Genomic DNA, 26,117 nt, shown 5'->3' on the forward strand with positions numbered 1-26,117 from the left:
GGACTGACACATGAATTTATTAGAAAAAGCGATTTTAGAGCACGGTAAATCAGTTAACAACGTAGCCCTAGACGCAAGTAGTTTTTTAACAAAACAAGTTGATATTCAAATTTTAGACTGGTGTGCATCTCAATTAGCTATCCACTTTCAAAATGCTAATATCGACCGTATTTTAACGATTGAGAGCGGTGGTATTGCGATCTCGACATTGGTGGCATTAAAACTAAATGTGCCATTAGTGGTCATGAAGAAAAAGCGTAGCATGTTAGACCCAGAGAATGTATTAACGGCTAACGTATTCAGCTTTACTAAAAATGCCTCATACGAATTGAACTGCAATATTGAACACATTAAGGACAATGATCGCGTATTATTTATTGATGATGTATTAGCACACGGTAATGCGGTTGAAGGGACGCTAGCGATTCTTGAGCAAACCACAGCTAAATTAGTTGGTGTTGGGATCTTATTCGAAAAATCATTCCAAAGTGGCGCAGCAATGTTAGCTGAAAAAGGTATTGATACCTTATCATTAGCCCGTATCAGTTCGCTAGAAAATGGTATCCATTTTTAATAAAATACCAGTTAGTAGAACAAAACAAACCGAAAGGGGGGAAACCACATATGTTTCTCCCCTTTTTAGTTTTTTATTCTTAACCAGATAATCATCAAATAAAATAGCGCGATATAAAGCTAACACCCGTCTTCAATTGTAGATACTTCATTGTATACGACACTCCCATTACTCACCCTGAATGCATAAAATGCATAACATTGGTCCCTCACTGATTTACCATTTGGTATAAACAGCATGCCCCAGCCTTGGGGGTAACCGTCAGTAATGCTACCAGCAGGCGTTTGATCCACAACACATGCAGGCGCTTTCGAACACACCTCATCTAAAACAGCCGATTGATAATAACCATTACCTAGATAATGTAGGTTACTGTTCATTAACTTTGCTAACGCATTATCCCAAATCTCTTGTGGCTTACCAAAGTAGGTACTTATTTCGACATCACCGATAGTCACTTTGACGCTGGACTTATCTGCAACACCTTGCATGATCGCGGCATAATGAACTTGCTCAACAACAAAGCTAAAGTTACCAGCAATACCATTAATCACAGCTATTCTAGCGTCTTGCTGGATATTAATAAATCGAGGGATTGCAACTGCGGCAAGCACGCCGAGTATAATGATCACAATAACCAGCTCGATAAGGGTAAAACCTTTATTCTTATGCATCATTAATTTAATATCCCTATCCTAGAGATGAGTTCATCCCGTTATAATCCTTTATTTAATGAGCGACACACCTTCAGCTTGAGTCACAGAGCTAGCATTAGTGCGTTCGATTGTTTTAACAAGCACAGATTGAATCGTTTCATCTTCTCGAGCATCGCTTTTGCTCACAAACTTTTGTGCTTGTGGTTCCGCGCCCTCTTCTAACGTGAACGTAACAACAACTTCGGTTGCAGCATCCTTCGTTTCACCAAAGTACGCTAACGCTACTAACGGATAACCTTTAAAACCTTTCTTAACTAATTTTTCGATACGCTTTTTTGCTTTATCTAAATTCATCATTGAATCCTTGTGGTTATTAAACCTGAAAATATAATACGTTAAAAATAGGGAATCGTTATTCCCTAAATTGACTAACTTGCGACTAAGACGAACAGCTCAGCACCATCTTTCGTCCCCACTCAGGTGGTAATGCAGCGAGCTTTTCAAACTTAGGGTGTTCAGCAAACGGATTCGCTAATACTTCAAGTAACTCATTCACCAAACTGTAGTCATAATCAGTTGCTTGCGTGATCGCTTGCTGTGCTAAGTAATTACGTAAAATATACTTAGGGTTAACTTGGTTCATACTCACTTTGCGGACGTCATCTACGCTCAATTCTAGTACTAGACGTAGCTGATATTTGACCGCCCAAGCATCAAATGCCTCTCGGTCGATAAACTGATCGCGTATTGCGCTGTTATCAGCATCCTCGGCGCTATTAAAGCCACTTAATAGACGGAAGAAATAGGTATAGTCCACCGCGCTACTTGCCAATATTTCCAGTAAGTTTTTAATCAACTCACCATCCGTATCGTGCACTTGTTGTAAACCAAGTTTACCACGCATCAACTCACGCAATTTCGCTAAAAATATATCATCATAAGTTTGTAGCACTGCATTTAACGGATCGATATCAACGAACGGAGTCAGCGCACGACCTAACGCCATTAAATTCCAATAACCCACTTGTGGTTGCTGATTAAAAGCATAGCGACCCGAATAATCGGTGTGATTACAGACATAAGCGGGATCGAAGTTATCCTGAAACGCAAACGGGCCATAATCAAAGGTTTGCCCTAAAATAGACATGTTATCGGTATTCATCACCCCATGAACAAAACCAACCGCTTGCCAATGTGCCATTAACTCCGCGGTAGTGGTCATCACTTGCTTATAAAACGCCAAGTAAGGTACTTCTTCGTTTAAGGCATCAGGGAAATGTTTGGTTAGGGTGTAATCCAACATCAGCTTTAAATCGTCTAAACGCTGGGTATAATAAAAATGTTCAAAGTGACCAAAACGCACATGCGACTCAGCAACACGCACGACCATGGCGGCTTGTTCAACTTGCTCGCGCATCACCGTATCACTACCAACAACCACACTTAATGCTTGTGTAGTTGGAATACCTAACCCCTGCATTGCCGCACTGCATAAATACTCGCGAATACTTGAACGCAATACAGCACGACCATCACCTTGACGGCTATAAGGCGTTCGGCCTGCACCTTTTAAATGCAGATCCCAAGTCGTGTGATTGTTACTATCACCACGAGCATCATTACCTTTAACTTGTGCTAATAGCAAGCCACGACCGTCACCGAGATCAGGGTTATAGTGACCAAATTGATGACCGGTATACTTCATTGCTAGGGGTTCGAAACCGCTTGGTAGATAATTACCAGAGCATAGCTGCAATAATGCATCGCTATCAGCAACTACATTATCTAAATCTAACAAGACTAATACTTGCGGGTTTAGGCTGACCATTTTCGGATCGCTGATCCCATCTGGCATTTGCTTGTTATAAAAATGTGCGGGCAACGTCGCATAGTGATTATCACAGTTCAGTGAATCAATACTTGTCAGCTTATCAAGCCTACCGGTTTGTTCATGGCTGTCTACTGGCTTATTAACGATGCTCACGGATTATCCCTGCGGTTAAGGCTTTATATAAATATACCCAAATTATTGCATGGTATTGTGTTCAACACCTAACAACAACTTGGGTATATGCTTCATCGACTATTTTGTGACGATTGCTTTCGCGATCTAGCTTAACGACCTAGTCTTTGCTATCGGCTTTAAAACCCATTGATATTGAGTTAATACAAAAACGTTGACCCGTCTCTGTTGGCCCATCTGGAAATACATGGCCTAAATGAGAGTCACAATTACTGCACGTCACTTCAATACGTTGCATGGCTAAGCTGTTATCTTCGGTATACACCACCGCGCCCGATTTGATCTCTTTGTCAAAGCTCGGCCAACCACAACCCGAATTAAACTTGCTATCGCTGGTAAATAATTCACTGCCACAGCATTTACAGTGATAAACACCTACTGTTTCATTGTTTAATAGCGTCCCCGTGTAAGGATGCTCGGTGCCTTTTTTACGGCACACGTGAAACTCTTCATCCGTTAACTCAGCTTGCCATTCGGCATCAGTTTTAGTCACTCTAATACTGCTTTTATCTGTGCTTTTTATATCTTTATTCATACTCTTTTTATCCTCACCGTTAATGAGTTGATTGTAAGCGGCCGTACAATGTTTGATAAAGCCCTTCAACCTGTAATAGTTCATGATGTTGTCCTGACTGGCTTATTTGGCCATCGTCGAGCACATAGATCAAGTCAGCTTGTTTAATTGCGCTGAGTCTATGAGCAATAATTAATGTCGTTCTGTCTTCTAAAAATTCGCTAAGATTATGGTGTAAACGACTTTCGGTTTCGGTATCTAATGCTGATGTAGCTTCATCAAACACCACCATTTGCGGTTTACTTAATACCATTCGCGCAATAGCTAAACGCTGGCGTTGACCACCAGAGAGACGTACACCATTACGTCCGACTAAGGTATCTAATCCATGACCCAGTTGTTTAATTGTTTCTGCCATTTCGGCAACTTGTAGCGCTTGCCATAATTCATCATCGGTAAAACGATTACCCATAGATAAATTTTCACGTATAGAGGTATTAAACAAGATAGGTTGCTGCAATACTGTCGCAATATTCTCACGTACTTTATCATAACCAATCTGGTTTAGCGGCACATCGTTAATTAAGATCTCGCCTTGTTGTTTCTCATATAAACCTAATAACAGCTGCACCAGTGTTGACTTACCACCGCCACTCACCGCAACAATCGCGACTTTTTTACCTTTCGGGATAACTAAGTTTACATTACGGATCACTTTGTTTTCGCTATTGTAAGCAAAGCACACGTCTTTGAATTCAACTGCAACGCCATCTTGACTCGCAAACGGGTCTACCACACACGGATGTTGTGGCTCTTGCGTTAACTCGAACACACCATTTAATCGTTTTAATGCCGCCGAAGCTGCAAAGTAGGTATATTGCATACTTAATAATTCTTGTACTGGTCCCATCATAAACCACAGGTAACCAAATACCGCGAAAATCTGGCCGATTGTCAGATCAGAGAAAACGACCATCAACATAGCAATCGCACGAAACACTTCAAAACCAATTAAGAAGATAGTGAAACTTAAACGGTTAACCGCATCGGTTTTCCATTGTGATTGGATCGCGCTATGGCGTAACTCACTCGCCGCATCAATAACTCGACTGAAATATTGCTTCTCACGTTGCGCGGTACGTAACTGTTGGATAGCATCTAAGGTATCAATTAACGCTTCTTGAAATGCTTCAAACGCGGCATTTTCACGTGTTTTTAAATTTTTAACCCGCTTACCAAACGAACGAGAAAAATAAATCACCGCCGGATTAAGCAATAAGATAATTAAGCCTAACTGCCAATCAATCCATAACAGAATGACTGCGGTACCAATAATAGTGAGCATACTGACCAGAAACTTAGATAAAGTTTCAGCTAAAAATTTATCTATAGTTTCAACATCAGTAATACAACGGGAGCTGATCCCACCCGAACCTTGCGTTTCATATTCAGTTAATGATACCAGCGGTAAATGGTGCATTAATTTATTACGAATATAAAAACTGAGATTCTTACCAATGATCGTAAACTGTCTCGCTTGCCATACCGACAAGACTAAACTAGACAAGCGTAACAACACCACAAAACCAAGGACTGCCAAGATATACAGTTGCGGCCCCCACCACGATTCAGGAAATATATTTTGCATTCCCTGTACTGCCGCGCCAGGTTTTTCTAACAATACTTCGTCCACGAGTAAAGGCATCATTAGCGGAATAGGGACACTGACTAAGGTAGCAAAAACGGCAATGATATGAGCTGTAATTAATGGTTTCTTTTGGCGTAATACACGTTGGCGGATCAACTGCCAACTAATACGAGTGCCTCTATTATTTTGTAAAGAATTTTGCTGAGACGCTTGCTCAGACGCTTGCTGATTACCTTGCTGAAATTGAGGAGTTTTTTCTATCATAATGTATATAAAACCACGTCTACCTTGTTATTGCGAATGATTATCAATTAGAGTATTATGCCGTAGATTCACTTGCAACAACAGCTTTAATACCTGCACTATGTACCTTGATGCAGATACCATCTTGTTTAAATGCAATCGTTGGATTAGCGAGTATCTCGCCTTCAACCTGTGGTGCTGAACGTTTAATTTTAATGCTGTCATCGCTCGCTAACAAAGTATCAATATCTGGATTAATCACGCGTAATACCTGTTCTAGCGCTGCCATATTAGTCGCATCACCTGGTAATACTAACTCAATATGTTCCCAACCTTGTTGAGGATAATGCTTAGCTGGAAACGGCAGTTCCACACAATCAATTAGCCAATCACCTAATGTTAGCGGCTCATCTAATACTATTATATATATCGGTCGACCGTTAATAATGCTATCAGAAATAACCTGACCACGTTGTGTAAACTCAGCTAGTAGTGACTCTGCGGTTGCAATATCATTAACGCGCAATGCGACATGATCACACCATAAAGACTCAGTTTTTGGGTTTGAGTGCTCAAGTAAACCAAGCTTATGTGAAAATGCTAAAATCGCTTTAGAGAATGCTGGCCACTGCTGAGTTAGATCTTGATATTGCATGGTAATTCCTTCAATAAGTTATCAAGTAATAATAACACAAGCCGCATTTTTACTGCGTGGTTTATAAAATAACCATTCTTGATTTAGTGCAAAAATTTGAAAATTGCCCCTAATTAGGTCAAAAACACAGAGCTTTTAGGGCATTATCCTGCTAAATTAAAGAGGATTTCTTTTCATAATTTTCCATAAAATAGGGTGTAATAATGAATAATGCTTTTGATGCAGTAAAAAGTGCTCGTCGTAAAAACAAGCTAAAACGTGAGATTCTCGATAATGCGAAGAAGATCCGTGATAACCAAAAACGTGTCGATCTACTTGATAATCTACTTGATTATCTTGCGCCAGAAATGACTCAAGCAGAGATTGTTGAAATCATTGCGAACATGAAGTCAGATTATGAAGACCGTGTTGATGACCACATCATTACAGGTGCAGAACTATCTAAAGAACGCCGTGAAATCAGCAAAAAAATTAAAGCAATAACAAAAGCTGTTAACGAAAAATAAGAAGAAATCGAACGCTATACACCTACACGATAATCCGCGCCCTAAATAAATCTAATAAGCGGATATCAATATTGAGACAAAGCACCAAGTAAACCAGCTTACTCGCTCGTTTGGTGCTTTGTTTTAATACATAGCTTATTCAGTGTAAGAACCCTTTCCCACAAAATAACGCACACGAGTAACTCAGAATCTAAAATCAGAATATTACTAAGCGATATACTGCGCATCGAGTAAATCGTAGCCTGAGTTCGAAGCAACCTTGTTTAGCCTAATATTAAACATTTTCTCAGCTAACTGAGAATTTAAAGTAGTTGGTGTAGGACCTTGAGCAAAGCAAGCCCCTTGATGCAACGCTATCATTTGTGGGCAAAAACGACTAGCCAAATTTAAATCATGAATGGCTATAATGCACAGCATATTATGCTGCTTTATGTAGTCAGCTAATAACATCATTACCTGCAGCTGCCGCGATAAATCCAAGGCACTAGTAGGTTCATCCAAAAGCAATACATCGGGATTACGGATCAAGCCCTGACCAATAGCCACGAGTTGTTTTTGACCTCCACTTAAATCCGCTAAAAATTGATTAGCTAAATCACTGATATTAAGAAGCTGCATAATATCACTGACTTTTTGCTCTTTAGATTGTTGATTTATTGATTCAGATGCTAGATTAAGGGCAAGCATCAAGCCTTCAAAGACCGTCAAGCGAATATGGTAATCCGTTAGCTGAGGTACATAACAAACCGCTAAACTACGCTGTTTGCTAGGTATTCGATCGAGGTCCTGACCTTCTAGCATTATTTTTCCACTACGATTTTTGGTGATACCGGCAATCAAGCGAAACAAGCTCGATTTACCCGTACCATTCGCGCCAATTAATGCAGTTAATACGCCTCGGTTAACACTTGCTATATTGAGGTTATTTAAGACCTTTCTTTTACCGTAACTAAGGTGGATATTTGACATTGATAAAGCCATTTTTATTTCTGCCTTATTGTAAAAATTAAAATGAAGAAACAAGGAATACCAATCAAGGACGTAGTGATACCTATGGGTAACAAAGCACCACTAATGACTAATTTACTGAGGACACTAGCTAGCGATAACAGGCTAGCCCCGACTAAAATACTGCCAGGTAAGAAAAAACGTTGATCTTCACCGAGTAATAAACGTGCTATATGAGGGGCCACTAAACCAACAAAACCTATGGTGCCAACAAATGCCACGGCAACCGAGGCTAATAACGCACAAGCCAATAGCGAAAATAAACGTAACCGATCCACATTAACACCCATACTTCTGGCTTGTTCATCACCAAAACGTAACGCCGTTAATTGGTCTCTGTAACAGAAAAAATAGGTACACATACTGAGCAATACAACAAAACAAATCATGACTTTTTCAAAACTGGCCCGCGCAAGAGACCCTAAGGTCCAAAAGACCAATTGTTGTAAGGCGTCTTCACTGGCGATGTATTGTAAAAAGGCTAACAAGGCATTAAAGCTAAACATCAAGGCAATTCCGGCTAATACCAACGTTTGATAACCCACGCCCCGCATCTTACTGATGGCAAACAACACCAAAGCACTGAGCATGGCAAATAGAAACGCATTAACCGATACGATGTATATGCCAGCAACAGGCAACACAGCCCAATCCAAAACAAAAGTTAAAGCAGCACCAAAGGCGGCAGCAGCAGAGATCCCAAGGGTGAAGGGATCGGCCAGCGGATTATTTAAAATAGTTTGCATCTGCGCACCGGCACAAGCCAGCATAGCCCCCACCAACATAGCAATCAGGGCGATAGGCATTCGTATTTTCCACAGGATTAAATCTAATTTAGGATCTGGGCAGTCCACTAAACAGGCACCGACCTCAAACAAGCCATAGCTACTTGGCCCTGAGCTTAAATCCCAAATAAAACTAACGACTAATAAAACACTTAACGCCAATAAAATCATTGATTTAATTAAACGTTGGCGACGATAGAAAAAATGCTGCTGAGTAATAACAAACTGAGTACTGCTCACGGTAATTGACTCCAAAAAATACCTGAAGATTGAAATGGCATAAACTGCTGGTGATATTCCTGCCAAACTTGCTCTGGATTCAAATCGGTAAACAAACTCGGGTGCATCCACTTAGCCATCATTTGAATAGCGACAAAATAACCCGGGTGGTTATAAAACTGGTGCCATATTACGTATACCTTTTTATTTTTTACCACTGGCATTTGTGACCAACCTGTTCGCTGCACTAAGGCTTTCATACCTGAGTCGACCAGGGTTTGCTCCGCCGAATAACCTAGTGGCGGAGAAATGCTCTGTTTTTTATGAGACCAGTTACCTGTAGTGGCGATAATAATATCAAAATCTTCTACTAGTAGGGTTTCCGAGTTTAGATCCACAGAAACACCCGAGGTTTTGCTACTCCCCCAATTTTTTCCGCCTGCCATCTCAGCAAATGCACCAAAATTGGCTTGACCAAAAACGCGGCAACAAACCGGACCATTAATTCCTGCTGCACGCTCCAGTAATACTAGAGGTTGTTGATGTTTATTTTCCGCCAACCTTTGCTCAACAATATTCAATTGCTTTTGCACAAAATTAGAAAACTTCTGCGCCTGTGCTTCGCGCCCTAAAACCTTGCCGAGAATATTCATACTCGGTAAAAGATTTCGACTTAAGTCATGGCGATAATCAATAAATAAATAAGGAATAGACAAAGCATCAAGGCGATTTAATGTTTCCGATTGCTGCAAACTTTCTTGATAATTAAGACTAAATATAACTAAGTCAGCATTTAAGCTAAAGGCTTGCTCAACGTCAAATTGACCAGTGCTAGGACTAGCCACGGTTGGCTTATTGAGGAATGATGGATACAACTCAGTGAGTTTTTGCCAAGTATCTTGATCGGCTTTAGCCAAATCATCAGCCATAGCGCGAATACTATGCCCAGGATTCTGAGGCTGCAGCGCCATCACCAAGTACATCATACGCCCTTCAGAAAGAATTATATTCTTTGGTGGTTGATCGAATATGACCTGTCTGCCGCTCAGGTCCGAAACCACAACAGCCCTACCTACACTAGGTAAAACTAAAAAAATCAGCAAAATAAGTAGTCTCATTAATTAACGTTATTGCCCTTTATTTGAATGAATAACTATTTAAATGAATAACTCTAAGTAAGCAATAAGTTGGAGGGTGCACTTTGGTTATCAACAGATTTATAAGTAAGTTTTAGATCACCTAGCACCACTATTTCGTTGTATCACCTTAAATTGATAAGCTTCGATATATCTCCATATTTCATATTCATTACTCAGCCCCCTTAAAATTAGCTTTGCAAATCTACTACATAAGCATTAAGTAGTAAATGCAAGTGATAATAATTTTCATTTGCTACTGTTGGATAATTAAAACATATACCTGTGATCAATAAAGATACTTGATAAAAAAGCCAGATAATAATGAAGGGCTTACTTGATGCTATCCAACGGAAATATCGTTCTCAAAAATTGAGAACCATTGTAGCTAATGTTTCGCTCCTCAGTCTGAATATTATCGACAGTTAAGTTTGCAGTGTAAACATTGTGAAAAACCTTAATTTAAGCATCATTTAAGAATAACTTATGTCACTACTTTCTCACCACAAAAAAGGTAATGATAATGATTTCCATTTGCGTTTAGGTTGTATGTGTTTATAATATCTGAAATTTAGCTATATATTCTGAGGAAAAAAAGGAAGCATCTTAGTGTACGGATAATGATTATCACTTGTATAACAAAATGTATGGAGACATAAATGTTAGTAAATAATACCCCCTTTAAATTGAACGTCATTGTAATTTCTTTGTTGATGAGCCAACAAGTTTTAGCGGAAGCGTCTATTACCCAACAAAAAGAGAATCTTGGGTATACGGTAATTACGGCCACCCGCAATCCAGAGAAAAATTTAACCCTACCCAATTCAGTCACAATTGTTGACCGAGAACAAATAGAAAATCTGTCATCAAATGCCACTAGTTTAGGTGAAATTTTAGCTAAAACTGTACCCGGTATGGCCACCAGCTCACAAAGTATGTCTAATTATAGCCAAACGATTCGTGGTCGTAAGATACAAGTGTTAATTGACGGCGTACCGCAATCAGGTTCATTAAGAGGCTCATCACGAGATTTAGCTAATATTTCTCCTGATATGGTCGAACGTGTGGAAATATTACGTGGGCCTACAGGAATTTACGGCCAAGGTGCTGCGGGTGGTGTTATCAACATTATAACCCGTCGAGCCTCATCAGAAGCGCTTACCTTCACCACCAAAGTGTCGACACATGCACAAAGTGAAAATTTTAGTAAAAGCGCATCTGCTGATATTTTCCAACAGATTAGTGCAGCTAGCGGAGATACCAGCTATATTGCTTCAGCAAAATATGCTAGCACTGGATTATTTTATGATGCAGAAGGTGATGCAATCCCAGTCAGTCCACATGGTCAAGGTGGTGTCAGTGATTCAGAAGACTACGACCTATACGGGAAAATAGACCACTATTTAGATGATAATCAAAGTATAGAATTATCAGTAATCACCTCACGCTTAACACAAGAAAATAATTATCACACTGTTAGTGGCCTGTACGGTAAAGACAAAGCGATACTGGCTGATGGTCCAGAGAAAAATGCGCTCGGACAAGAGAGTGAAAGTTGGTCGGTTAACAGCAAATATCACCATGATGATCTTATGGGCAGCCAGTTGACCTTGCAAGCGTACGCGCAAAGCAGCAAGGCAAGAAATAAATACAATACAAAAAATAAAGCGCAGTCTGTTACCGATTCAGATAAATTAGGCTTACGCCTTACTGTAAATACTGAGTTTGAAAAATTCGTGAATGGATCTGTTTTTTGGGGCGCTGATTTAGCACAAGAAAAAGCAGGACAATATATGACAGATGGTCGACTTTGGTCGCCTAATCTCGAACAACAAACTATCTCCCCTTTTGCGAACGTACGATTACAGCTAACAGACAGTTGGATCTTACGTTTTGGGGCGCGCTATGATCTTTTTGATTTAGATATTGATACCTTCCAAGTGAATTTTGGGAAAAATAAAGGCGATACGGTCACCGGTGGTGATTTAAGCTATTCAGCAACCACCTATAATGCTGGCTTAACCTATCTTCTTAGCGATAGTAACTCTGTCTATGTTTCTTATTCAGAAGGCTTCTCTTTACCTGATGTTGGTAGGATTTTACGTGATGGTGGTGCAAGTAGCGTCGAGTTACTAGATCCTGAGCCAATACGAGTGAAAAACTATGAAGTTGGTAGCAAAAGCCAATGGAAACATCTTGATGCTAATATTGCCGTTTTTTATAACACCTCTGATTTAGGTCTGCGCTTTGTAGGTGATGCCAATGATACTAATTTCAGCCCTAAACGTGAACCAGAAAAAATCTATGGTATAGAGCTAGCCTTGAATTACAACATCAGTAATGACTGGAACACTGGTGGTACATTTAGCTGGCAAGAAGGAAAGTCAGCCCCTAAAGGCAATAGCGATTATGACGATTACCTAACTGGTGAACGTATTCCACCCACTAAAATCACCGCGTTTATATCAAACCAAACTAGCGAAAGTTGGTATAACCAATTAGATATACTTTATTCAGGAAATCGAGATAAATTCGCAGATAACAATACAGCTGCTGATGTCGACCCGAGCGATAAAGTTAAACGTCAATACGCTGAAGGCAAGGTAGAATCTTTCACCATTGTTGATTTTGTTAGCCGCTATAACCTGCCGGTAGGTCAAGTATCTTTCTCTGTAGCAAATTTATTTAACCAAGATTATTACACTGCCGAATCACAGTTTAGAAACCGTAATGCGCAATATGCAAAAGGTATTGGACGAGTCTTTGGTCTTGCCTACAGCCTTGACTGGTAATTCAATTAAAGGTGGCTGTAAAGTCACCTCTATTAAGGAACGAATATGATACGAAGTTACGATCAAATCTTGCACGAAAATCTTGCAAAAATTTATTCACTACGTGGTTTTCTAAATTGTTTTTGCCGTGAAGTAGCTGGGCCACAAGGCGCACTTTCTTACCCAGAAGATATCATTAACTTACCTGACAGTATTCTTCAAAGTTTACAAGAAACTGGTGGTATTTTATTAAACATCGACCTACATGATGGACAATTAGTCTGTGTTGTTGATAAAAAATCACAAAGTTACCAATACCGTTATTTATCTTATTTTTTATTTCAAAGTCATACCCAAGATCAACAGGAATTAAACTGGAATGAGCTACAAATTATACTGTTAAACGATCTTGCGAATCGTTTTAATACCGATGCTAATGATGAGTTATTAGAACAAATGGATAATAGTGAACAAGTATTAGCTTATTTATTATTAAATAGAAAAAGATCAAAAGAATCAACAAACCTCTATCTTGAATCAGAATCTAAGTTATTACTCGGTCATGCCACTCACCCTGCTGCAAAATCACGCCTAGGTTTTAGTCAGCAAGATATACTAGATTATTCCCCAGAATTACGCGCTAGTTTTCAGTTACATTATTTCGCGGCAAAGAGCGACAAGGTGAAACGTTTAGGCACAGGCTTGAGTGATGACACATTACGTGTTTTTTCAGCTACCTATGATAGTTTACCACCTGATTATGCATTATTACCTGTGCATCCTTGGCAGGCAAAATACCTGCTGAAACAGGATGTAATTATAAAATTAATCGAACAAGGTTTATTAATTGATCTCGGTGTCCGCGGAAAAAAACTAACAGCAACGTCATCACTACGTACCTTATATAATCCAGAATTGGATTTTTTTATTAAAGGGTCCCTCAATGTCCGCATCACAAATTGCGTACGTAAAAATGCCTATTACGAACTTGAAAGCGCAGTTAAGTTAACCGAACTATTAACACCTAACTTTAATCAATTAGAAAAAAAATACCCAGGTCTTAAAATCATGCATGAGCCTGGTTGTTTGACTCTTGATTTTGATGAATTAGATACAGAAAAACGAGTACAAATAGAAGAAGGTTTCGGGGTTCTATTTCGTGAAAATCCAGCTGAATTACGAGAGCAAAATATCTTATTAGCTGGCTCTCTATTTACCCAAGGTGTATCCGGGGAAAGTAATGTAAAAACCCATATTTGGCATCTTTCACAGCGCAATCAAATGAGCTACGAACAAAGCAGTTTATTATGGTTTAGAAGTTACCTTGATGCATTATTGCCAAGTATGTTTGATGCCCTGTTTGAACACGGGTTAGTGTTTGAGCCGCACCTACAAAATATTTTAATCAAACTAGAGCTGGACTTAGTGGCAGGTGTTTGGATCCGCGATTTAGAAGGCACCAAGCTCAATAAGCAAACGTGGCAAGCCCAACAGCTCTCAAGTATGAGTGAAAAGGCAAGTAGTAGTGTGTTATACGATCAAGAGAAATGCTGGAATCGCCTCGCTTATTGCTTATTGATTAATAATATTGTGCAGGCGATTTTCTGCATCGCTAGACGAGAGTCGGTACTTGAAGCGCGACTTTGGCATCAAGTACGTTTAACGATTCAACAGTATTTAGCTCAAAGCGACAGTGAATTTGCAACTAACAAGCTAGGTGATTTATTAGCAGGAAAAGCGATCCCGAATAAAGCCAACCTGATCACCCGATTTTTAAAGCGTGCCGATAAACAAGCTGAATATACGGACTTCCCTAACCCTTTAGGCTTGCTTCGCGTAACCCCAAATAAAGTGAAGGAAGTATAATGAATCAATATCAACAAAGCCTAACGCACGCCCATCAACAAATTAACCATGAAACCGCGCAACTCAGCGAATTATGGTTCTCACAATTACAGCATGATACGCTGCAAGAGAAGCAATTATCAGTCGTCGATATACACGCACAATTTACCAATGCGCAGAGACGCTGTTTAGTCACATTATGTAAGTCGATGTTGCGAGAAGGTATCTTTAATTCGCCAGAAAACCTGAAATTTAATGATAACAATGCTTATTTACGTATCAATAATACCCCGTTAACTTTAAAAATGAAAAATATTGAACAGGTACGCTATGGCTTTCTGGAAGGTTTTACAGAGTTAACCTTACACGAAGATGATCAGCTTATTTACGTCTTGGACGAGCCAACTAAACTCTTGGCTCTATTACAGGTTTGTACAAACTACTCTTTAATTGAAGTACAGCGATTCGCACATGAGTTGCTCAATTCTATGCTAAACGACGCTTTGTTTTTAAGCTATCGGTTCGTGTGGGGACAACAAATAGAGAAACAAAGAAAACAAGCTGGGTATGCAAACTTCTGGTCTTGGGTGGAAAACTTAAATGAAAAAAATAACTGCTTGCTACTAGAGCAGTGGGGAACAGTCGGTCACCCGATCCACCCCGGCGTAAAATGTAAGCAGGACCTAACTGCACATCAAGTATTAACCATGTCACCCGAGTTTCAAGCTAATGTTGCAGTACGTCTCGCTGCAGTAAAAATCAATTTATTTTCCATAGAGGGTTATCAACAATCTCAGTATCAAGAGTGGTTTGCCGAACAGTATCCAGAATGGCAACAACGCTGGAAAACAGCATTAATAACGCAGGGTGCAGACGCTAACGATTATATTCCTGTGCCCGTACACCCATTTCAGGCAGATAGCTTTTTACCCGAAGTTTTTGCAGACTTAATTATGAAGCAAGGCTTATTACTACTCGACTCAGGACCACAAATAAACTGTGGTCCTACTATGTCTTTTCGTACTTTAGTTCCTGAAAATTCATCATTTTACCCGCATATCAAACTGCCGATCGCAATGCGCTTAACCAGTGCGGAACGCGTTTTATCCAATCGTTCTTGCCATATGGGACCAAGAGTGAGCCAGTTTTTAGAGACCATTGCTGAAAAGTACCCCGAGATTGGCTGTAAATTACGTGTTATGCGCGAAACACCAGGATTACATTATGCTGGCGATAAATACAGAGAAGAAAAATATGGCAAATACTTTTCGGTGCTATTTCGTCAAAACCCCCGTGAAAAGTTAATCGATAATGAGGTTGCCGTACCTGTTGCTACGCTCATGGCTGACACCCCGAGTTCGGACTCTTTATTTGCAGAGATAGCCCAAAGCAATCAACTTTCTATCGCGTCCGTTTTAGACACTTATCTTGATGTGTTGCTGACGCCAGTACTACAAGTATATTTACGCTTTGGCATTAGCCTAGAGGCTCATCAGCAAAATTCCATGATGATTTTTAATGATAAGGGCCTACCACAATCATTACTGTTAAGAGACTTTGGGGCTTTTAGAGCACACCAAGACACATTTATCTCGAGTGGTGAAAAACTTGAGTTTCACCAAGATAAAAGTGTACTCAGTAATGACAAGCAAGATGTCAGAAATAAACTATTACACGCGGTATTTATTTGTCATCTTTCAGAGTTAATTAACCACTTGGTCGTGCGGGGTTATATTGATGAAGCACAGGCTTGGAAAATGGCTTACCAACGTATTGCTACTATTTTCGAGCAAACTAAACATGATGCGCCAGCGCAATGGTGGGCTCAGGAATATCAAGCGTTATTAAATGAACCTTGGCAAATGAAACGCTTCACTTTAATGAGATTAGCCAATAACAATGAATATAACTATCAGGCATTGTTGAATCCTTTAAGTCAGGAGGCGGTACTAGATGCCAACCAATGTGATTCGTTTACTGTGGTTTAGTCAAATAATCGCGATTGGTTCGATGGAAATGAGTGGCCCTTTTTGGCCACTTATTTTATCTCAACAGAGCCAAGGTGTCAGCTTATCAGTATTTTCTGCCCTCATTTATATATTACCTCTATTAGGTGCCATGTTTAGCGCGCCTATCTGGGGTAAATTAGGTGATCGTATAGGGCATAAATATATGATCTTAAGAGCACTATTTGTTTTAGCTCTATCACAATGTTTATTACTTTATGTGAAAGAAGTGGAGTGGGTTTGTTTGATCCGCTTTGTACAAGGGGTTTGCGCAGGGTCGATTGCAGCAATGCAAGCCTATGCCTTACGAACCAGTAAGACACAAGAACAAGGTCAGATCTTGGGTAAACTACAATCATCTGTTGCCGCCGGTACGCTATTAGGACCCGTTTTAGGCGGAATGCTAATCGATTACTGGGGGTTCAATAGCGTGTTTACATTAGGCTCCGTCAGTTGCTTGCTGGTATTTTTTGCCGTCGCCTTGTTATTACCTGAAGATAAAAATGGTCCAGTTAACAAAGCGAGGGGGAAGTCTACAGCGCGAGTTATTTCACCTCCTCTTTTTAGTCTCCCCGTTTTACTCTGTTTGTTAGCATTGGCACAACTTGCTAAACGTTTGCCTAGCAGCTTTTTTGCCATTTATGGGAAAGACATATTAGAAGCAAGTTCATTTCAAATCGGCATGCTATACGGGTTAACCGGCTTCGCTATTTTACTCTTTGCTCCTTATTGGGGACGATACTTTGACCGAGCCAATAATAAACAAATAAAAAACAGTCTGCTTTTAATCTGTACCATGGCAGGTCTATCACAATTTGCCTTTAGTTTTGTAGAACAAAGCTTGCTACTGGCAGGCTTATTACGTTTTATATGGGGTATTTTTCTTGCAGCTATTTTACCGTTGTTATTTATGCAGTTACGAAAATTAGTGACGACAAATGACATTGGCAAAAGTATCGGTATGGGCCACAGTGCGAGCAAGCTTGGCGCATTAATAGGGATTGGAGTTGGTGCTATTAGTATAAGTCTTTTAGCGATAAATCAAGGGTTTTCAATGATTGCAATAACTTATATGATTATGATTCTTTTGATCGTCATATGCTCTAAAGATAAAAAGGAAAATTAAAATAACACTAAAAAAGACCATAATTTCAACATGATGGTCTTTTTATTTTCACAATAACAATGCTAATCTAACTGGCTCTCAGCCAATTAGCAGTCGATAGCCATGAAACTATTACCTAAATCACCCTCTACCTCATTCTCCAAAGAAAGCCCATTTGTTTTTCTCGCCCTTGCCGGTATTGTCATGTCGATGACCTTTTCAGCATGGAACGCACTACTGAATAACTTTGCTATCGAGAATGCCGCATTTACAGGGGCCGAAATAGGCACCTTACAATCGATACGTGAGCTCCCTGGGTTACTTGCTTTCACAGCTGCATTTGTATTACTGATACTAAAAGAACAAGTATTTGCCATTATTGCCTTATCTTTACTCTCGATTGGTGTGGCGATAACAGGATTTTCCCCCTCTGTTTATGGCTTATATGCCACAACCGTACTTATGTCTGTGGGCTTCCATTATTACGAAACCATCAACCAATCATTAAGTCTGCAATGGTTTAGTAAAACCGAAGCACCTGCGCAATTAGGTAAACTACTCGCGGTGAAATCATTTGCAGCCCTCTTTACCTTTGCAGGTATTTGGCTGGCGTTCACCGTGTTTGATGCGGACTACGTAACCGTATACATGGCATGTGGGCTGCTCGGGCTCGTGATAACAGCTTGGCTTGCAACCCATAAACCTAAAATCCAAAACGCCCATGTACAATACAAAAAACTCATCTTGCGTAAGCGCTACAGTTTGTATTACTTACTGACGTTTTTATCGGGTGCTCGCCGACAAATATTTGTCGTCTTCGCTGGTTTCTTAATGGTTGAAAAATTCGGTTACGGTGTACCAGAGATAACCGCGCTATTCATGCTTAACCATGTTATTAATCTATATTTAGGGCCTAAAATCGGCGCATGGATTGGTCGTGTAGGTGAGCGCCGCGCATTAACATTCGAATATACCGGACTTATCTTTGTGTTTATTGGTTACGCCTTGGTGGAGTCAGCTGAATTTGCTGCCGTGCTGTATATTATTGATCACCTGTTCTTTGCAGTCGCTATTGCATTAAAAACCTATTTTCAGAAGATTGCTGATCCAAAAGACATTGCGGGTAGCATGGGCGTTAGTTTCTCGATTAATCATATTGCCGCAGTCGTTATTCCGGTGATTTTCGGCATGATCTGGTTATACAATCCATCGTTAGTATTTTACGCAGGCGCGGCGATTGCCAGTTTATCTTTGATACTCAGCCGCTTCATACCAGTGACGTACGAATCAAAATCAAGCGTGAGCAATAACGCAGTATAATGCCGAGGTTGGTTATTAAGTACAAAAAAGGCCATCACATAATGTGATGGCCTTTTATATTTTTAATCAGTAATTCACTCACTTAAAACAAGCACCGATTGCTCGGTTAATGCTTATTATTTGCTTGCGATATATTCTTCGTAAGTACCGTCAAAATCAACGATGCCGTTTGGCGTGATATCCCAGATACGTGTCGCAACTGTAGATACGAACTCACGGTCATGAGAGATGAACAGTAATGTACCTTCATATTTCTCAAGAGACATGTTCAATGCTTCGATTGATTCCATATCCATGTGGTTAGTTGGTTCATCCATTAATAATACGTTTGGTTTTTGCATCATTAATTTACCGTAAAGCATACGGCCTTTTTCACCACCAGATAGTACGCTTACTTTCTTGCTAATGTCATCATTAGAGAACAGTAAACGGCCTAGGAAACCACGAACAGTTTGATCGTCATCGCCTTTTTCTTTCCACTGGTTCATCCACTCCATTAGCGTTAGATCTTCTTCGAAGTATGATTCGTGATCCTGTGCATAATAAGCGATGTTTACGTTTTCAGACCATTTGTACTCACCCGCATCTGGAGTCAGTTCGTCTGCTAACATACGCATTAATGTCGTTTTACCAACACCATTGGTACCGATAATTGCGATACGCTCGCCAACTTCAACCATGCTCTTGAAGTTAGAGAATAACGGACCTTCATCAAAGCCTTTTGTTAGACCTTGAATTTCTAATGCGTTACGGTAAAGCTGTTTTTCTTGCTCGAAACGAATGAATGGCGTTTGACGGCTAGACACTTTAACTTCATCAAGTTCGATTTTATCAAGACGTTTAGCACGTGATGATGCTTGTTTTGCTTTAGATGCGTTTGCAGAGAAACGAGCAACGAATGCTTTAAGCTCTGTAATTTGCGCTTCTTTTTTAGAGTTGCTTGTTAGTAGTTGTTCACGTGCTAATGCAGCAGCAAACATGTAGTCATCATAGTTACCTGGGTAAACGCGTAGTTCACCGAAATCAAGGTCGGCCATATGAGTACAAACACTGTTTAAGAAATGACGATCATGCGAGATGATTACCATTGTGCTTTGACGCGCGTTTAGTGTTTCTTCTAACCAATCAATCGTTGCGATATCCAAGTTATTCGTTGGTTCGTCAAGTAGTAAGATATCTGGATCAGAAAATAGTGCTTGTGCTAGTAGTACACGTAGTTTCCAACCTGGGGCAACTTCGCTCATTAGGCCGTAATGTAGTTCAACTGGGATACCAACACCGATTAGTAGTTCACCCGCACGAGATTCAGCTGTGTAGCCGTCCATCTCTGCAAATTCACTTTCTAGATCGCCAACACGCATACCATCTGCTTCAGACATATCAGGGTTAGCATAAATTGCGTCACGCTCTTCTTTCACTGCCCACATTTCTGCGTGGCCCATGATCACAGTATCAAGTACCGTGTTGTTTTCGAATGCGAATTGATCCTGACGTAATTTACCTAGGCGTTCGTTCTCATCAAGCTTCACGTTACCAGAGCTTTGATCTAAATCGCCACCTAGGATTTTCATGAATGTTGATTTACCACAACCGTTAGCACCGATTAAACCGTAACGATTACCGCCACCGAACTTAACTGAGATATTTTCGAAAAGTGGCTTGGCACCGAACTGCATTGTAATATTTGCTGTGCTAATGATAGGGAACGCTCCTGTCCAAAAAGTGGACTAAATATAAATTACTGAATTTTAAGTTGGCGGAGTATAGCACCTAATGTGATGTAAATCACGTAGTCTAATTGGTAAAAATAAGTGAATAACTTAAAATATTACTTTAGAGCTTATTTGACGAACGAACTGACTGCATCCTTGCAATCTAGAGGCTATGTTTAACTGTTTATTTTATCTAATGACTATTTATATACTAGGCTACTGCCGCAGGTACTTGTGAGAATAACAACCAAGCGCCAAGTAATACGAATACCGAACCCATGATCTTATGTTGGTAGATGTGGAAGCGTTCATTGGTTAATAACGATTTACCTAAGGTACCGACCGTCACCACTAACATTAAGTTAAACAATAGGCCTAATACGTTAAGCAATAAGCCTAGCACGAGCATTTGTTCGCCAGAAGACGTCTCGATATTTGATGATACAAACTGTGGTAAAAACAACACAAAGAATAATAAGGCTTTAGGATTTAATAAGTTACTGAATACCGCTTTACGATACAGTGAACGCGCCATTTTGCTTGTTTGATTCACTTCAGGAGCAATAACCGAGTTAGTGCGTAAGCAATCCCAACCCATTTTTAATAAATATAAACCACCCAATAAATGCAAGGCTTTAAGCGCCATCGGGCTCATCGCGATCATTGCTGACACACCCATTGCCGCTAATAACGTTAAAATAATACCTGATGTTGCATTGCCTAAACTAGCAAATAATCCCACCTTTCGGCCATAGCTTAAGCTTGAACTGGCAATTAATAACATGTCAGGACCAGGGATCAGTAAGAGGGCTACAACGGCAGTCAAATAGACGGGTAGAATAGATAAATCAATCATGAAGGGTTCGCATTACAAAAAAAGAAACTGGATTGTAATATATTTCACAAAATTTACACCTACTATTTAACCTAATCCCCAGTTAATAATATAAATAAAATCAAGCAAAAATATTAACTCTGGATATCTTCTCTTACTACCTGCAGCACTAAACCTATCTAAATTTCTGTCGGGATTTTTTACAACATATTAAAAAACGGCTTATTTAAAAACCATATCATACTGATTTTAAATATAAAAATTAATATGGCATAGGGTATGCTCAATCCTAAATGCTAAGTAGGAGTAGGTTTCAATTCAATTTTTAACGTTATGAAAATGGTATCAAGGGCAAACGTCATGAAACACAAAAAAATATTTAAAAACATATTATCAACAATGATCTTATCTACAATGGCTGTTATGATAGCACCGGTAAAGGCAACACCAATTAATACTAACGTTGTCGCAGTTGTAGATGAATCCGGTTCAATGAGTACCGAGCATGGCTGGTTAGGAATGATGATTACAAGTTTAGATGCAGCATTACTCGCTGCTGCTGGTGATTCGTTCAGCGCTACCTATGGCTTAACAGGTTATGGTGCATCGGGTAGCGGTGGTCACGCTGTAGCTGGTCATCAACATACCGTTGGTGGGGGTCAATTAGGCTCAGCAGCTCAATTTGATACAGCGACGGGCGGGTTAGTTCTCACTGGTGCTCATGAAGATGGTCTCCAAGCAATTGACTATGCCCTCACTAGTTATACGTACACAGGCGGTGCAGTCAAGAACATAATATTAGTCACCGACGAAGACAGTGATGGGTCATTCGGTGTAGTAAATGCGGCAACAAGTCTATCGAGCGCAGCTGCATTACTTAACGCTATTATTAATGTCAGTTTCGAGTGTGGTAACGGTAATACAGCACTTGGTATGACGACCTCTCTAGGTTATGAAGCGGATGGTAGCGGTGGCTTTAGTACTTGTACTGGTGCGACAGCAACGACGGGGACAGGTACTTCAATCGCTGATTACGTTAATTTGGCACTTGATACTGGCGGGGCAGCATGGGATTTAAATCAACTTAGAGCAGGTGGCCTTACCGCGACTTCATTTACCAATGCTTTTGTCGATATTAAAGTAGAGGAAATAATCAATGTACCAGCACCAACGACTGTTGCATTCTTAGGATTGGGAGTGCTAAGTATGGGGATGCTAAGAAGACAAATAAAAAGCAATATGGAAAATTTAGTATAGCGATTACACACGCTATTATTCCATTTTGATTAGGTCATCGATCTATAATGTAGAGCACCGTGATGAATTATGGACCGATACCAACACTTTAAAAGTTTTCTTTCATTTCCAGATAACAAGTACGAATATGCTCAATGAGCAATTGCACTTTTTTCGCTGGTTTACGAGTATAAGGATACACCGCATAAATACCAATTACCTTCGCTGTTTGCTGTGACAAAATTTCCACCAGCTTGCCACTATCAAGTTCGTTATAGACCAAACATTTCGGTAGATAAGCCAAGCCTTTCCCTGCCAGTGCTGCTTGTTTAAGCGCGACTGCATTGTTAGAACTAAAATTACCCGATACTTTAACTTTATATGTGGCGTCATCACGGGTAAATAACCAATTAAATGCACCACTAGTTTGGCAAGTATACCCTAAGCAATTGTGTGGGGCCAACTGCTCGGGAAATAGTGGTTCACCTTGTAGCGCTAAATATTCAGGGCTAGCACAGATCATCCAACGTGAATTAAAGATATGACGCGCGATCAGACTTGAGTCTTCTAAATGCCCGGTACGGATAACTAAATCATAGCCATCTGCGACCAGGTCGACAAAATCATTATTCATCGACATATCTACCGTGAGTCCCGGATGTTTTTCACAAAATTCAGCTACGGCTCTCGCTAATAATAACTCACCAGAGATAGTGGGTACTGACATTTTTATATGGCCCGCTAGAGTTTCGCTATAACTAGTCACGGTATCAAAGGCATTCTTCGCAGTTTGGGCAATGCCTTTTGCGCGGTAAAACAACATCTCCCCCGCTTCGGTTAATGTCAGTTTACGCGTGGTACGGAAGATTAGCTGTACGCCAAGGTCTTCTTCTAATCGACTGATACGTTTGCTCACCACAGACTTAGTGACCTTATTCGCTTCGGCAACTTTGCTAAACGAACCTTGTTCTATTACTTGGGTAAATAATACTAAATCATCAATTTGCGGCATGCCATTCTCAGCTAATATTTTTGGGAGGAATAATCTGTAATTATACACTGAAATCGTAACATTAGACGATAGTCAATAAATGTAACGAGGTTGAATAGACCCAACCTCGTAAACTTCACTTAGACTACATATCTGCAATCACGACATAAGCCGCATGAATAGGGCCATGCACACCAATAACTTTAATCAACTCAATATCGGCTGTCGAACTTGGGCCCGAGATAAAGTTAACACAAGATGGTAAACGTTCACCCGCTTGGGCTTTATCATGCAACTGTTTTGCTGCTTGCGTCATACGCGGAAAAATTTGGCTTTGTGGTATCAAAAACACCGATGTTTCTGGTAACAAACTAACCGAACGACCATGGGACGCAGCACTGTGTAATACCATTGTACCCGACTCTGCTAAAGCTTGTTCTGCAAATACAATGCCTACTTTCGCTTGCTCTGCTTGTTTGATATTGATGTCATTCGCTTGGTCAATATCCCAAGTATAAACATCATCAAATTGTAACTTTAAATTATTGGTTACTTGCAATTCTGCTAATCGGCGATCGCCAGAAACAACGACTTTACCTGCGCCAAAACCATTACAAATACTGGTTAATGTTTCATTTAACTCATCTTTAGTACAGCTAACACCCAAAGAATTTAAATTAGTCTTGGTATATTCTAAAAACACATCTGCAAGTTGTTGCTGGCTAAAATCCGCCATCACATCATGATGAGGGCGATGTGGTAATGGTGGGCGTTCTACACCTTGAGTATTCAGTTCACGACCCAGTTTTTTAGCCAGTGAACCTAGAAAAGTATCGCGGTTATGTATTTTACCTTGCATGGTTATTTCTCACTCTTATTAGCTTTAGCTTCAACGATACCTGTAACAGCTGCTGTATCGGTATCACGGTTAGCAAACCAACTGCGGAATGATTCACCATCGGGTTGTGGTAAATCACGAGCTTCTGTCCAGTCAGCTATCGCGCCAACATTAATCGGTAACTTGCCGTCCTTGATCACTTTAGGGGCAACTTTACCACCAACCTTCATGCTCATGTTCCACAACTTTGGACTTGAGTTCAGATAGTTAAATGCAGATACTGTTAATCGTTCTGCCAATGGTGTAATTTTCTTAATCACCATTTTTTCACGATGTTTTAAGATTAAATCAGACAACGGGATCTTAACCGGACACACATCATTACAACCTTGACATAACGAGCAAGCATACGGCAAGTCTTGGAAGTCATCATAACCACCCAACAATGGTGACAATACTGCACCGATAGGACCTGAGTAGATAGAACCGTAAGACTGGCCACCAATATGACGATAAGCTGGGCACGTATTCACACACGCAGCGCAGCGGATACAACGTAAGATGTCTTTAAACTCTGAGGCTAAAATGTCTGAACGCCCATTATCTAAGATAACTAAATGGAACTCTTCCGCACCATCCATATCATCCGACTCTCTAGGTCCAGTAATGGCGGTAACATAACCGGTTAATGGCAGACCAACCGCACTGCGACATAACAAGCTCACCATGATATCGAGTTCTTCAAATGTAGGGACAATACGCTCCATGCCCATTACCGCAATGTGCGTTTTTGGCAATGATGTCGCTAATCGTGCGTTACCTTCATTGGTCACTAAACTGATTGAGCCCGATTCTGCAACCGCAAAGTTACAACCAGTAATACCGATATCGGCTTCAAGGAAATCATGACGAATATGCTCACGCACAAAACGCGTCATCTCTTCAGGATCAGAACTACCTTTATAGCCAATTTTGTCTTCGAATACATCACGGATCTGTTCGCGATTTTTATGTAACGCTGGCACAACAATATGTGACGGAGGATCGCAATCATCCACTTGTAAAATGTATTCACCTAAATCGGTTTCAATCACTTCACAATTATTACGTTGAATGACTTCGTTCAAGCCAATCTCTTCTGTCACCATCGATTTAGATTTAACGACTTTCTTCGCGTCTTTTTCTTTGATGATGTTTTCAATGTAATCAGTAGCGTCTTGCGCTGTTTCAGCAAAAAATACGTGTCCACCGATCTTCTGTACGTTTTCACTTAACTGATGTAAGTAATAATCAAGGTTGTCTAACACATGATTACGGATCTCCATGCCGTTTTCACGCCACTCATCCCAGTTACCGAGTTTGTCTGCCGCTAATTGACGATTGGTAAACATACGTTCTTGGGCATTAGCCACCGATTTACGCATGAAGCCATCTTGCATTTGTTCTTTAATACGCTGTTTAAAGATCACATCACTGGTTTTCATCGACATG

The 26,117-nt window shown here is 40.2% G+C and carries 22 protein-coding genes; 8 read left to right on the top strand and 14 right to left on the bottom strand.

Annotated elements, in window-relative coordinates:
- The first annotated feature begins 10 nt into the window (after nucleotides 1-10).
- The gene (locus tag BT797_RS22640; RefSeq protein ID WP_045109493.1) at nucleotides 11-574 is read left to right on the top strand and encodes a xanthine phosphoribosyltransferase; all 564 of its coding nucleotides are present in this window, start codon (nucleotides 11-13) and stop codon (nucleotides 572-574) included.
- A 119-nt stretch (nucleotides 575-693) separates the two neighbouring features.
- On the opposite strand, the gene BT797_RS22645 is transcribed toward BT797_RS22640, so the two are convergent.
- From BT797_RS22645 to BT797_RS22670, 6 genes are all read right to left on the bottom strand, one after another.
- Nucleotides 694-1,251: a prepilin-type N-terminal cleavage/methylation domain-containing protein gene (locus tag BT797_RS22645; protein ID WP_280173737.1), complete on the bottom strand. Its 558-nt coding sequence runs from the start codon at nucleotides 1,249-1,251 to the stop codon at nucleotides 694-696.
- A 48-nt stretch (nucleotides 1,252-1,299) separates the two neighbouring features.
- The gene (locus BT797_RS22650) at nucleotides 1,300-1,584 is read right to left on the bottom strand and encodes a hypothetical protein (RefSeq protein ID WP_045109492.1); all 285 of its coding nucleotides are present in this window, start codon (nucleotides 1,582-1,584) and stop codon (nucleotides 1,300-1,302) included.
- Between the two features lie 85 nt (nucleotides 1,585-1,669).
- Nucleotides 1,670-3,214, bottom strand: a complete 1,545-nt coding sequence (locus BT797_RS22655) for a protein adenylyltransferase SelO (protein WP_211705611.1) — start codon at nucleotides 3,212-3,214, stop codon at nucleotides 1,670-1,672.
- A gap of 139 nt (nucleotides 3,215-3,353) precedes the next feature.
- On the bottom strand, nucleotides 3,354-3,788 hold the full coding sequence (msrB, locus tag BT797_RS22660; RefSeq protein WP_045109491.1) for a peptide-methionine (R)-S-oxide reductase MsrB: 435 nt from the start codon (nucleotides 3,786-3,788) through the stop codon (nucleotides 3,354-3,356).
- 19 nt (nucleotides 3,789-3,807) lie between these two features.
- A complete protein-coding gene (locus BT797_RS22665) occupies nucleotides 3,808-5,679 on the bottom strand; it encodes an ABC transporter ATP-binding protein (protein WP_045109490.1) in 1,872 nt (623 codons plus the stop codon).
- A 55-nt stretch (nucleotides 5,680-5,734) separates the two neighbouring features.
- Complete coding sequence (locus BT797_RS22670) at nucleotides 5,735-6,313, bottom strand: VOC family protein (protein WP_045109489.1); 579 nt, start codon at nucleotides 6,311-6,313, stop codon at nucleotides 5,735-5,737.
- Nucleotides 6,314-6,516: 203 nt separating this feature from the next.
- On the opposite strand from BT797_RS22670, the gene BT797_RS22675 reads away from it, so the two are divergent.
- Entirely contained in the window at nucleotides 6,517-6,819 is a 303-nt protein-coding gene (locus BT797_RS22675) for a DUF496 family protein (protein ID WP_045109488.1), read from the top strand.
- 207 nt (nucleotides 6,820-7,026) lie between these two features.
- Here the strand turns inward: BT797_RS22675 and BT797_RS22680 are convergent, their stop codons facing one another.
- From BT797_RS22680 to BT797_RS22690, 3 genes are read right to left on the bottom strand one after another with little or no spacing between them, the layout of a single operon-like run.
- Entirely contained in the window at nucleotides 7,027-7,800 is a 774-nt protein-coding gene (locus BT797_RS22680; RefSeq protein WP_052678262.1) for an ABC transporter ATP-binding protein, read from the bottom strand.
- A gap of 2 nt (nucleotides 7,801-7,802) precedes the next feature.
- Nucleotides 7,803-8,852 (bottom strand): FecCD family ABC transporter permease, encoded by a 1,050-nt coding sequence (locus BT797_RS22685; RefSeq protein ID WP_052678261.1) that lies wholly within the window; start codon nucleotides 8,850-8,852, stop codon nucleotides 7,803-7,805.
- Nucleotides 8,849-9,892, bottom strand: coding sequence for an ABC transporter substrate-binding protein (locus BT797_RS22690; protein WP_170860837.1), 1,044 nt, complete (start codon nucleotides 9,890-9,892; stop codon nucleotides 8,849-8,851). The genes BT797_RS22685 and BT797_RS22690 overlap by 4 nt, the downstream gene beginning before the upstream one ends.
- A gap of 734 nt (nucleotides 9,893-10,626) precedes the next feature.
- Here BT797_RS22690 and BT797_RS22695 point away from each other — a divergent pair.
- The 5 genes from BT797_RS22695 to BT797_RS22715 all read left to right on the top strand — a co-directional run bounded on the left by BT797_RS22695 (nucleotide 10,627) and on the right by BT797_RS22715 (nucleotide 19,014).
- Nucleotides 10,627-12,759 (top strand): TonB-dependent receptor, encoded by a 2,133-nt coding sequence (locus BT797_RS22695; protein WP_045109486.1) that lies wholly within the window; start codon nucleotides 10,627-10,629, stop codon nucleotides 12,757-12,759.
- Nucleotides 12,760-12,804: 45 nt separating this feature from the next.
- On the top strand, nucleotides 12,805-14,604 hold the full coding sequence (locus BT797_RS22700; protein WP_075473614.1) for an IucA/IucC family protein: 1,800 nt from the start codon (nucleotides 12,805-12,807) through the stop codon (nucleotides 14,602-14,604).
- On the top strand, nucleotides 14,604-16,571 hold the full coding sequence (locus BT797_RS22705; RefSeq protein ID WP_045109484.1) for an IucA/IucC family protein: 1,968 nt from the start codon (nucleotides 14,604-14,606) through the stop codon (nucleotides 16,569-16,571). Before BT797_RS22700 ends, BT797_RS22705 begins: the two co-directional genes overlap by 1 nt.
- A complete protein-coding gene (locus BT797_RS22710; protein ID WP_045109483.1) occupies nucleotides 16,537-17,715 on the top strand; it encodes an MFS transporter in 1,179 nt (392 codons plus the stop codon). Before BT797_RS22705 ends, BT797_RS22710 begins: the two co-directional genes overlap by 35 nt.
- 102 nt (nucleotides 17,716-17,817) lie before the next feature.
- Nucleotides 17,818-19,014 (top strand): MFS transporter, encoded by a 1,197-nt coding sequence (locus tag BT797_RS22715; protein WP_075473615.1) that lies wholly within the window; start codon nucleotides 17,818-17,820, stop codon nucleotides 19,012-19,014.
- 116 nt (nucleotides 19,015-19,130) lie between these two features.
- On the opposite strand, the gene BT797_RS22720 is transcribed toward BT797_RS22715, so the two are convergent.
- Nucleotides 19,131-20,714, bottom strand: coding sequence for an ABC-F family ATPase (locus BT797_RS22720; RefSeq protein ID WP_075473616.1), 1,584 nt, complete (start codon nucleotides 20,712-20,714; stop codon nucleotides 19,131-19,133).
- A 223-nt stretch (nucleotides 20,715-20,937) separates the two neighbouring features.
- Nucleotides 20,938-21,582: a LysE family translocator gene (locus BT797_RS22725; protein WP_045109480.1), complete on the bottom strand. Its 645-nt coding sequence runs from the start codon at nucleotides 21,580-21,582 to the stop codon at nucleotides 20,938-20,940.
- Between the two features lie 339 nt (nucleotides 21,583-21,921).
- Here BT797_RS22725 and BT797_RS22730 point away from each other — a divergent pair, with 339 nt between their 5' ends.
- Nucleotides 21,922-22,818 (top strand): hypothetical protein, encoded by an 897-nt coding sequence (locus BT797_RS22730; protein ID WP_075473617.1) that lies wholly within the window; start codon nucleotides 21,922-21,924, stop codon nucleotides 22,816-22,818.
- An 88-nt stretch (nucleotides 22,819-22,906) separates the two neighbouring features.
- Here BT797_RS22730 and BT797_RS22735 read toward each other — a convergent pair whose 3' ends face one another.
- From BT797_RS22735 to BT797_RS22745, 3 genes are all read right to left on the bottom strand, one after another.
- A complete protein-coding gene (locus BT797_RS22735) occupies nucleotides 22,907-23,809 on the bottom strand; it encodes a LysR family transcriptional regulator (RefSeq protein ID WP_045109478.1) in 903 nt (300 codons plus the stop codon).
- A 124-nt stretch (nucleotides 23,810-23,933) separates the two neighbouring features.
- On the bottom strand, nucleotides 23,934-24,647 hold the full coding sequence (locus BT797_RS22740) for a LutC/YkgG family protein (protein WP_045109477.1): 714 nt from the start codon (nucleotides 24,645-24,647) through the stop codon (nucleotides 23,934-23,936).
- Nucleotides 24,648-24,649: 2 nt separating this feature from the next.
- Nucleotides 24,650-26,116: a LutB/LldF family L-lactate oxidation iron-sulfur protein gene (locus tag BT797_RS22745; protein ID WP_045109476.1), complete on the bottom strand. Its 1,467-nt coding sequence runs from the start codon at nucleotides 26,114-26,116 to the stop codon at nucleotides 24,650-24,652.
- Nucleotide 26,117 lies beyond the last annotated feature (1 nt).

Source organism: Moritella viscosa (assembly GCF_900120065.1).
Classification (GTDB): Bacteria; Pseudomonadota; Gammaproteobacteria; order Enterobacterales; family Moritellaceae; genus Moritella; species Moritella viscosa.